At 62.7% G+C, this 10,520-nt stretch carries 5 protein-coding genes; 3 read left to right on the top strand and 2 right to left on the bottom strand.

Annotation, left to right across the window (positions count from 1 at the left end; genetic code table 11):
- Positions 1-168 precede the first annotated feature (168 nt).
- Positions 169-1,371 (bottom strand): MFS transporter, encoded by a 1,203-nt coding sequence (locus ACA072_RS25850; RefSeq protein ID WP_497621465.1) that lies wholly within the window; start codon positions 1,369-1,371, stop codon positions 169-171.
- A gap of 329 nt (positions 1,372-1,700) precedes the next feature.
- On the opposite strand from ACA072_RS25850, the gene ACA072_RS25845 reads away from it, so the two are divergent.
- A complete protein-coding gene (locus tag ACA072_RS25845; RefSeq protein ID WP_497621464.1) occupies positions 1,701-3,809 on the top strand; it encodes a mechanosensitive ion channel family protein in 2,109 nt (702 codons plus the stop codon).
- 166 nt (positions 3,810-3,975) lie between these two features.
- Here the strand turns inward: ACA072_RS25845 and ACA072_RS25840 are convergent, their stop codons facing one another.
- The gene (locus tag ACA072_RS25840) at positions 3,976-8,292 is read right to left on the bottom strand and encodes an Lhr family helicase (protein WP_497621463.1); all 4,317 of its coding nucleotides are present in this window, start codon (positions 8,290-8,292) and stop codon (positions 3,976-3,978) included.
- A 309-nt stretch (positions 8,293-8,601) separates the two neighbouring features.
- Here ACA072_RS25840 and ACA072_RS25835 point away from each other — a divergent pair, with 309 nt between their 5' ends.
- Both ACA072_RS25835 and pgnE read left to right on the top strand, forming a co-directional pair.
- Entirely contained in the window at positions 8,602-9,486 is an 885-nt protein-coding gene (locus ACA072_RS25835) for a sugar nucleotide-binding protein (RefSeq protein ID WP_497449104.1), read from the top strand.
- Positions 9,479-10,408: a UDP-N-acetylglucosamine epimerase PgnE gene (gene pgnE, locus ACA072_RS25830; protein ID WP_497621460.1), complete on the top strand. Its 930-nt coding sequence runs from the start codon at positions 9,479-9,481 to the stop codon at positions 10,406-10,408. Before ACA072_RS25835 ends, pgnE begins: the two co-directional genes overlap by 8 nt.
- The last annotated feature ends 112 nt before the right edge of the window (positions 10,409-10,520 follow it).

Raw genomic sequence — 10,520 nt, 5'->3', positions numbered from 1 at the left:
TGACCGTGGGATAACCGAGAAAGTTTCGACGGGAGTACGGACGGTGCACAGCTTGAATAGACGCACGGACCTGTAGGAGCCGGCTTGCTGGCGATAGCGATGGCACATTCAACATCTATGTGACTGACACACCGCTATCGCCAGCAAGCCGGCTCCTACAAGGGGGATTCAGTGTGTGGCGACGATACGGGTTGAGCTCTCGGCATACGCAGGGCCGAGGCGGTCAAGACGCCCACTCCACGCCGTCAGCACCAGCGCAACCAACACCACCAACCCGCCAATCCACGCCGTGTGGATCAGACCCATATGAGCAACGATCAGACCACCACCCCACGCGCCACCGGCGATGCCTAGGTTGAAGGCCGCGATGTTCAGCCCCGACGCCACGTCCACCGCCTGCGGCGTGTGATGCTCGGCCTGGCGCACCACATACACCTGCAGCCCTGGCACGTTGCCGAATGCGACCGCGCCCCAGACCAGCACGGTGGCCAGCGCCAGCCATGGGTTGCCGGCGGTAAAGGTCAGCACGAACAGCACGGCAGCGAGCAGGGCGAAGATGATTTTCAGCGCGCTGATCGGGCCGCGTTTGTCCGCCAGTTTGCCGCCCCAGATATTGCCGACGGCCACCGAGATGCCGTAGACCAGCAACACCAGGCTAACGGTGCCGGCGCTGAAGCCGGAAATGTCCTGAAGAATCGGCGCCAGGAAGGTGAAGGCGATGAACGAGCCGCCGTAACCGACCGCGGTCATGGCGTACACCAGCAGCAGGCGCGGTTGCTTGAGTACCTGCAATTGCTGCAGCAACGAAGCGGGTTTGCTGTGGGCGATGTTCTTCGGCACGTAAAGCAGGCTGCCGATAAAGGCGATCACACCCAATGCGGATACGGCGAGAAAAGTTTCACGCCAGCCAAAATGCTGACCGATAAACGTCCCCAAGGGCACGCCGGTGACCAGCGCTACGGTCAGGCCGGTAAACATGATCGCAATCGCGCTGGCGGCTTTTTCCTTCGGCACCAGGCTGGTGGCGATGGTCGAGCCAATCGAGAAAAACACCCCGTGGGCGAGACCGGTGACGATCCGCGCGAGGATCAGCGATTCATAACTTGGGGCTTGCCACGCCAGCAGGTTGCCGAGGGTGAACAGCACCATCAGCGACAACAGCAGCAATTTGCGCGGGACTTTGCCGGTGAGGGCGGTCAGCACCGGGGCGCCGATGGCAACGCCCAAGGCATAGAGGCTGACCAACAGGCCGGCGGACGGCAGGCTGACACCGAGGTCGGCGCCGATGGTGGGTAACAGGCCAACGATGACGAACTCGGTCGTCCCGATGGCGAAGGCGCTGAGGGTCAGCGCGAGCAAGGCAATGGGCATGACTGCAACTCCGGTGTGTTTGATTGATGGAGCGCAGTGTCGGGGTTTGGGTTGTGCGGAAAAATAGAAGGGTGGGCATTTGATATTTGCCTTGTGCGCAAAGATCGTCCTGCTTGGTGAAGATCGTTCCCACGCTCTGCGTGGGAATGCCTCATCGGACGCTCCGCGTCCGCTCTTGGGACGCAGAGCGTCCCTGGCTGCATTCCCACGCGGAGCGTGGGAACGATCAGACAGGGGGATGTGTTGGCTGTTATCTCGCGGGCAAAACCGAACTTGCCCGCCATTTGCCGATCAGTTCCTTACAGACCCTTCCCAAGGAGCTTCCCGTTTTGCTCAAGTTCAAGACCGCGATACTACTGGGGGCGTTGCTGTTTCTGGGCAGCAACGAGCTGGAAGCCGCCGCGTTGCCGGGTGTTCCCGCCGCTGCCGAGGAGCCCGCTGCGCCGGAACCGTTGGTCCAGGGCGGCCTGCTCGGGGCCATCAGTTCCAGCATCGACGACGTTCAGGACAAGCTCGACCTCAACGAAGACCTGGTCGACGCCTGGCGCCTGCGGGCCGATCGGGCGGCGGATGAAGTGGACAAACTGGTCAATCGACCCTCGAGCCGTTCAGGCTGGAGCGTGATCGGTGACTTCCTGATGTTATCCGGGATCTGGCTCGGCACCTTTGCCTTGCTCACCGTGCTCGGCGGGATCCTCGCCAAACGCTTGAACCAGGGCCGCTGGCTGCGCACCCGCCAACGCAGTCAGGATTTGCTCAATTATGTGTTGCCCTACACGCTGCCGGCCTTGATCTGTCTGCCGTTGACCCTCTACGTCAGCCATTTCCTGCCGGCCTCGGTGGGCCGCGCGCTGGCGTTGTGTTTTGCCTACGCCACCAGCAGCGGGATTTTCTCGACCTCGATACTGCTCTGCGTGATCGTCATGTTCAACACCGGCCACAAGCGCACGGCGGTGCAGATCATCCGCGATTTCTGCCCACGGCCGCTGTTCCTGATCGGCTTCCTCGCTGCGCTCAGCGATGCGCTGACCAGCCCGCAAATCGCCCGGCAACTGGGCGGCAACATCACCAGCAGCGCTGCAGTGCTGACCGGTTTTTTCGTCTCGATCATTTTCGGATTATTGGTGATTCGCCTAAGGCGCCCGGTGGCGCATCTGATCCGTAACCGGCCGCTGGCCCAGCGCCTCAAACAGCCGTCACTGCAAGAATCCCTGCGGATCTTTTCCGGGCTCTGGTACTGGCCGATTCTGCTGATGGTGATGGTCTCGGCGATCAACTTGCTCGGCGTCGGCGATGACAATCAGAAAGCCCTGCGCTGTGCGTTGTTCACCACCATCCTGCTGATCGCCACGGTGTTTCTCAGCACGATTTTCCAGCACATGTTCAAGTCGCGTCAGGTCACCGCGATCCAGCACAGCAGCGCCTACAAGGAGCGCTTCCTCAGTCTGCTGCATGCGTTGCTGCGGATTGTCATGGCCGTGGCGTTCATCGAAATCCTTGGGCGGATCTGGGGCGTGTCGCTGTTCGAATTCGCCGAGAAAAACTCGGTAGGGCGGGCGATCAGTGAGTCGTTGAGTAGCATGGGGCTGATCTTTCTGGTGACCTGGTTGCTGTGGGTCGTGCTGGATACGGCAATCCAGGAAGCGCTGAAACCGCCGCTCAACAAACGCACGACGCAGCCCAGCACGCGGGTCAAAACCATCCTGCCGCTGCTGCGCAACGCGATCAAAATCATCCTCGTGGTGATCTGCGCGATCACCACCATGGCCAACCTCGGGATAAACGTTGCGCCGTTGCTGGCCGGTGCCGGGGTGGTCGGCCTGGCCATCGGTTTCGGTTCGCAGCAACTGGTGCAGGACGTGATCACCGGACTGTTCATCATCATCGAAGACACCCTGTCGATCGGCGACTGGGTGGTGCTCGACTCCGGCCACGCCGGCACGGTCGAGGGCCTGACCATCCGCACCTTGCGCCTGCGTGACGGCAAGGGTTTCGTGCACTCGGTGCCGTTCGGCCAGATCAAGGCTGTGACCAACCAATCGCGGCAGTTCGCTTACGCGTTTTTCTCGGTGCAGTTCACCTACGACACCGATGTCGACAAGGCCATCGAGTTGATCCGTGAGGCGGGGGACTCGATCCGTGAGGACGCATTTCTCAAGTACAACCTGCAAGGGCCGCTGGACGTGTTCGGCGTCGACAAAATGGACCTCAACGGAGTAGTGCTGACGGCGCAGTTTCGCACGGTGTCGGGGGGGCAATATGCGGTGAGCCGGGCGTTTAACCAGCGCTTGAAGAAGCTTGTGGATAACAGCCCGTGGGTGCATTTCGCGCAGACTTATCCACAGCAGGTTTTGATGCCGAGGCAGGCGATGGCAGATGATGGGCCGGTGGCCGAAAATTCGCCGGTGATGCTGCCGGATCAGCCTCGTACCCAATGATTTTGTATTGGTGCTGATGGCCTCTTCGCGAGCAAGTCGAATCGTCGCACCACCGCTCCCACAGGGGATCTGCTGTGTATACACATTTTGTGACCAACACAGTTCAAATGTGGGAGCGGCGGTGCGACGATTCGACTTGCTCGCGAAGAGGCCCGCCCACACACCATCAATGCCGGGTCAGTTTGTTGTGCAACTCGGACGCCAATTGCTGATCCAGCTCCACCCAGTAAACCTGCTTGCCGGCAATCTCGGCCGCCGCTGGCAACCCATCCCGATACACCAACCGATTGCTTGCCAACGCCGGCACCTTCGCGCCGGGCAATAACGTCCCCGCAAGGTTCAGCGGATCAACCCCGCACACCGCAATCAGACTCCCGCCATGCGGTCGGCGCCGCACTTCACGCAGCAGCGGAATTGCCTCCGGCAACGCAAACTGCTCCCCGGCCAACCCACTGACAAACCGCCCGCCGCGAATCTCCCCCCGTGCCTCCAGACGATGGAAGGTGCGCAGCAATTCCCGCCAGCTCGGCAGCCAATCCGCCTCCCGCTCCAGCAAGCGCCAGAACACCACGCCGTAGCGCCGAAGCAAGGTCATGGCGATGTGTTCCAGGGTGTCGCTCGGCGTCGGCGCCGGCCGTTTGTTATCCACAACCGGCGCGGCGGGACCCCGTCGCAGCAAGGCCCAGCGACCGGCATCATCCATCCCGCCGACAAACGCCCCACGCCCGCGTCGGCTGCTGCGATTCTGCCGTTTGCTGGCCGGTGTGATCAGCGCTCGCAGGCCGGCGAAACTGTCGGCGTTTACCAGCCCGGCGCCGACCAGTTCCTGCAAGGCAATTTCCAGCTCGGCGCGCAGCAGATGCGCCTCGTGAATCAACTCATCGAAAAACAGCGCGCCGTGTTGGCTGAGCGCTTCGTAAACCTTCTGCGTCTTGGGCGACAGTTCGCTGACCGGGGTCTGTTCGGTCAGGCTGCTCCACAACCCGACCTGACTGCGCGGCAGCAACAGAATCGGCGTGCTGCGCAGCGCCGTGCCGGCGCTTCTGTTGCGCGCAGTCAGGCGAGTCCACACCAGTTTGCCGCTGCGGCACAGGTCGTCCAGCCAACTCGCCGAATAGCCTTTGATCCGCATCGGCAGAATGTCGCTGTCCCAGGCTGAAGCCGCGGCGGGGTAGCCTTCGAACTGCGCGAGGATGGAGGGCAACACCGCGTTGCCTTGGCCTTGAGTCGCGGCGGACAGATGCTGCCAGTCGAACAGAAACCGCATGAAATCCTGCAACGCCACCGGCTCGATCTCACGCCGCAGACGCTTGACCGTGTAGCGGTGAATCCGCGCCAACAGATGCCGTTCGCACCATTCATCCTCGCTGGCGCCAGGGGTGAATTGACCGCGCAGCACATAACCTTCGCGCTCCAGTTGCGCCAGGGTTTGGGTGACTTCAATGGCCGGCAATCCCAAGGGTTCAGCAATCGCTTTTAACGGCAGTGGACCAAACGCACTGAGCCGCGCGCGAATCACTTCCAGCACTGCTTCATCCGGCTCCCAGACTTCATCGAATCCCGTTAGCGCCTCGATTGGTGGCAGCAACATCGCCTGTGGATAAATAGCCCGCAGGCAGGTCAATCGCTCCAGCGCCAGCCACAGCGATTGCCCGGCATTGATCTGCAAACGGCTGGCGCGGCCGCTTTCAGCGAGGGCGTTCAGCCAGTCCAGCCAATGCGCATTGGCCTGCGCCTCGGCTTCGGAGATGCCCGCCAGGCTCATCAAGGCCTCGTGCATTTCATCGACGCTTGTGGGGGCTGGCCAGGCTTCGTCGCGCACCGCTTGAATCGCTTCGGCGTCCAGCGCACCCAAATCGTCAGTGGACTGCGGATCGGTCCAGCGCCGGTTGAGCACCGCTTGCGTGCGGCGCTCTTCCAGTGGTGCATCGTCGAGAAAGGTGTAGGGGCGGGCGCTGAGAATTTCAGCTGCCAGTGGCGAGGGCGCCGGCAAATCGCGGCTGATCAGTCGGACGTCGCCGCTTTCCATGCGCCGCAACAACGCCAGCCAGCCTTCGCAGTCCATGGCCTCGTGCAAGCAATCATCGAGGGTCTGTTCCACCAACGGATGCTCGGGCACTTCACGTTCGCCGGCGAGGTTTTCCACGCAGGCGATCTGATCGGGGAACACACTGGCGATCAGGTCTTCGCTTTTCATCCGCTGGATCTGCGGCGCGACTTTGCGCCCACCGGTGTAACGCGGCAACGCGAGCGCCACCCCGGCATTCCAGCGCCAGCGCACGCCGAACAGCGGCGCATCGAGTATCGCCTGGATCAGCAGGTGCTCCGCCGAGTTGCTGTGCACGTAGCGCCAGACGTCGTCGAGTTCGAAGCTGTGGCTGGTGGACAGCGACAGCACGATCGCGTCTTCGCTGGCGGCGGCCTGCAATTCGAAGTTGAAGGTGCGGCAGAAACGCTTGCGCAGGGCCAGGCCCCAGGCGCGGTTGATACGACTGCCGAACGGCGTGTGGATAATCAGTTGCGTGCCGCCGGACTCATCGAAAAACCGCTCCATCAGCAGCGTGTCTTGTGACGGCAGGGCGCCGAGCGTCAGGCGCGCCCTGGCCAGGTAATCCATCAGTTGCTCGGCGCTGGCCAGGTTCAGGCCGAGGGTGTCGGTCAGCCAGTCGATGGCCGGCTGCAAGTTGCCCGGTGTGGCGCCGAGCAATTCGTCGAGCTGCGCTTGCAGGCGCGCCACGGCGAATGACAATTCTGCGCTGCGCCCAGGCGCTTCACCGAGCCAGAACGGAATGGTCGGCGGCTGGCCCTGAGCGTCTTCGACCCGGACCTTGCCGGTTTCGACGCGCAGGATTCGATACGACGTATTGCCCAACTGGAAGATATCCCCGGCGATGCTTTCCACCGCAAAGTCTTCGTTGACGCTGCCGATGTTCAGCCCTTGAGGTTCGAGCAGCACGCTGTAATCGGCGTTGTCCGGAATCGTTCCGCCGCTGGTCACGGCTGTCAGTTTGCTGCCCCGACGACCGCGCAATGTGCGGGTCACGGCGTCGCGGTGCAGGTAAGCGCTGCGGATGCCCTGCCGACCGTTGTAGCCCTCGGCGAGCATGTGCAGCAGCGCCTGGAAATGTTTATCGTCGAGTTCGGCGTAGGGCGAGGCTTTGCGGAACATTTCCAGCAAGGCCTGCTCTTGCCATTCCTGGCAGCTGACTTCGGCGATGATCTGCTGCGCCAACACGTCCAGCGGCGCCTTGGGAATCTGCAAGGTGTCGAGTTCGCCACGGCGCACGCAGTCGAGCAGGGCGGTGCATTCGATCAAGTCATCGCGGGTGGTGGCGAACAAACGGCCCTTGGGCGTGCCGCCGACCTGGTGCCCGGAGCGGCCGACCCGTTGCAGAAACCCGGCAATCGAGCGCGGCGAGGCGATCTGGCACACCAGGTCGACGTCGCCAATGTCGATCCCCAGCTCCAGCGAGGCCGTGGCGATCAGCACTTGCAGGTCGCCGCGCTTGAGCCGCTGTTCCGCGTCGAGGCGAAACTCCTTGGCCAGGCTGCCGTGGTGCGCGGCGACGGCCTCTTTGCCAAGACGCTCGCTCAAATGCCGGCTCAGGCGCTCGGCCAGGCGCCGGGTGTTGACGAAAACCAGGGTAGTGCGGTGTTCGCGGGCGAGGGCGGCGAGCCGGTCGTAGACCAGTTCCCAGACATCGTTGGCCATCACCGCCGACAACGGCACTGGCGGCACTTCGATGTCTAGATCCCGCGGACGGGCGTGGCCGATGTCGATGATTTCGCACTCGCGATCACGACCAACCAGAAAGCGCGAGACCGCTTCGATGGGTTTTTGCGTGGCGGACAGGCCGATGCGCATCAGCGAGGCGGCGCACAGCGCCTGCAATCGTTCGAGGCTCAGCGCCAAATGGCTGCCGCGTTTGCTGGCGGCGATGGCGTGGATTTCGTCGACGATCACCGTGCGCGTGGTGCCGAGCATCTGCCGGCCGGAGTCGGAGCCGAGCAGCACATAAAGGGATTCCGGGGTGGTCACCAGAATGTGCGGCGCATTTCGACGCATGGCCGAGCGCTCTTTTTGCGGCGTATCGCCGGTGCGCACGGCGGTGTTGATCTGCAATTGGGGCAGGCCCATGGCGCGCAATTGCTCGGTGATGCCGGCCAGCGGGGTTTGCAGGTTGATCTGGATGTCGTTGGACAGGGCTTTCAGTGGTGAGACGTAGACCACCAGGGTTTCGTCGGGCAGATGGCCGCCGTTGTCCAGACCCCGGTGGACCAGATCGTCGATGACCGCAAGGAATGCCGTGAGGGTTTTGCCGGACCCGGTGGGCGCGGCGATCAGTGTCGAGCGGTGCTGGCGGATCAACGGCCACGCCAGGGCCTGGGCGGCGGTGACCGTCGGGAACGTGTTGCTGAACCAGGCGCTGACGGCGGGGTGGAAGCCTGCCAGGGCCGCGTCCGTGGGGATGGGCAGATTCATGGGGTAATTTATGCGGGTGGGGGACTGAAGATGCAAGTACCGCTCAAGACCTTCAGTGTTTCCAAGGGCCTCATCGCGAGCCTGCTCGCTCCCACATTGGATTTGTGTGCGCCGCAGCCCCCCTGTGGGAGCGAGCCTGCTCGCGATTGGGCCAGGACAGGCACCACAAATCCCCGGGATCTACACTTTACGGATGACGGTTGCGCACTAAACCCGCAAAATGCAACGATTCCGGCAACTAACAACGACATCGCCCGTGGGCGCTGTCGATAAAGCCATCGTTCCAATCAGACTGGGCCTGCTGACTCTATGCGAATGCGCCTTATGTTACTGGGCGGCGGAAATGCCCTTGGGCAGGCGCTGATTCGCCTCGGTGCGGAGGAAGACATCGGTTTCCTCGCCCCCCGCCCACCGCAAGACGGCTGGGATGCCGCGAGCCTGACGCAACTGCTCGACGACACCCGCCCGGACGCGCTGATCAATCTCGCCTACTACTTCGACTGGTTTCAGGCGGAGACGGTCAGCGAGCAGCGTCTGGCCGGGCAGGAACGGGCGATCGAGCGTCTGGCCGAACTGTGCCAGCACCACAACATCGTTCTGCTGCAACCTTCGAGCTATCGCGTGTTTGACGGCTCCCGGGCGACCGCTTACAGCGAAAAAGACGAACCGGTACCGCTGGGCTTGCGCGGTCAGGCCTTGTGGCGGATCGAACAAAGCGTGCGCGCCACTTGCCCGCAACATGTGCTGCTGCGCTTCGGTTGGCTGCTCGATGACAGCCCCGACGGCACCCTCGGGCGTTTCCTCGATCGCGCCGAACACCCTGAAGAGCTGCTGATGGCCGACGACCGCCGGGGCAACCCGACACCGGTCGACGACGCGGCGCGGGTGATCATTTCGGTGCTCAAGCAACTTGATTGCGCGGCGCCGCTGTGGGGCACTTATCATTACGCCGGGCATGAGGCGACGACGCCGCTGGCGCTGGGTCAGGCGATCCTGACCGAAGCACGCAGCCTGCATCCGCTGGCCATCGAAGCGCCGACCGCCCAGGCTCACGCCGCGCGCCCGGACGCCGCCGAAGAGCCGCAACACGCGGTGCTGGCCTGCAAGAAAATTCTGCACACGTTCGGGATCAAGCCCCGCGCCTGGCGCGCGGCACTCCCAGGCTTACTGGATAGGTTCTATCGCCATGGCTGACGGCCCTGTTTTAATCACCGGCGGTGCCGGTTTCATCGGTTCGCACCTGACCGATGCCTTGCTCGCCAAGGGGCATTCGGTGCGTATTCTCGATGACCTGTCCACCGGCAAGCGCAGCAACTTGCCGCTGGATAACCCCAAGGTCGAACTCATCGTAGGTGACGTCGCCGACGCTGCGTTGGTGGCCCAGGCCATGCTCGGTTGCAGTGCTGTGGCGCACCTGGCGGCGGTGGCTTCGGTGCAGGCCTCGGTAGACGATCCGGTGAAGACCCACCGAAGCAATTTCATCGGCTCGCTGAATGTCTGCGAAGCCATGCGCCAGGCCGGCGTCAAGCGAGTGCTGTACGCCTCCAGTGCGGCGGTCTACGGCAACAATGGTGAAGGCGAATCGATCGACGAAGATACGCCCAAAGCACCGTTGACGCCGTATGCGTCGGACAAGTTGGCCAGCGAGTATTACTTCGATTTCTACCGTCGCCAGCATGCGCTGGAGCCGGTGATTTTCCGCTTTTTCAACATCTTCGGTCCGCGTCAGGATCCGTCCTCGCCGTACTCCGGCGTGATCAGTATTTTCAGCGAACGCGCGCAGAAAGGCCTGCCGATCACCGTGTTTGGCGATGGCGAGCAGACGCGCGATTTCGTGTACGTCGAGGACCTGGTGGGCTTGCTGGTGCAAGCCATCGAGCAACCGCAGGTTGAAGTCGGCGCGGTCAACGTCGGCTGGAACCAGGCGACCTCCCTCAAGCAAATGCTTGAAGCGCTGTCGGCGGTGGTCGGTCAATTGCCACCGGTGAGTTACGGCCCGGCACGTTCCGGTGACATCCGCCACTCGCGAGCGAATAACCGGCGGTTGCTGGAGCGCTTTACTTACCCGGAGCAGACACCGATGAGTGTTGGCTTGGCGCGGTTGTTGGGACGCTGAGGTTCACCCAGTCATGAAAAAGGCGCCTTTCGAGGCGCCTTTTTTGCTTTTGGATTTTTGTTGTCTGGGCGGACGTCTTCGCGAGCAAGCCCGCTCCCACATTTGATCTGTG

Source organism: Pseudomonas sp. LBUM1656 (assembly GCF_059716065.1).
This window is presented reverse-complemented; position numbering and strand designations above follow the sequence as displayed.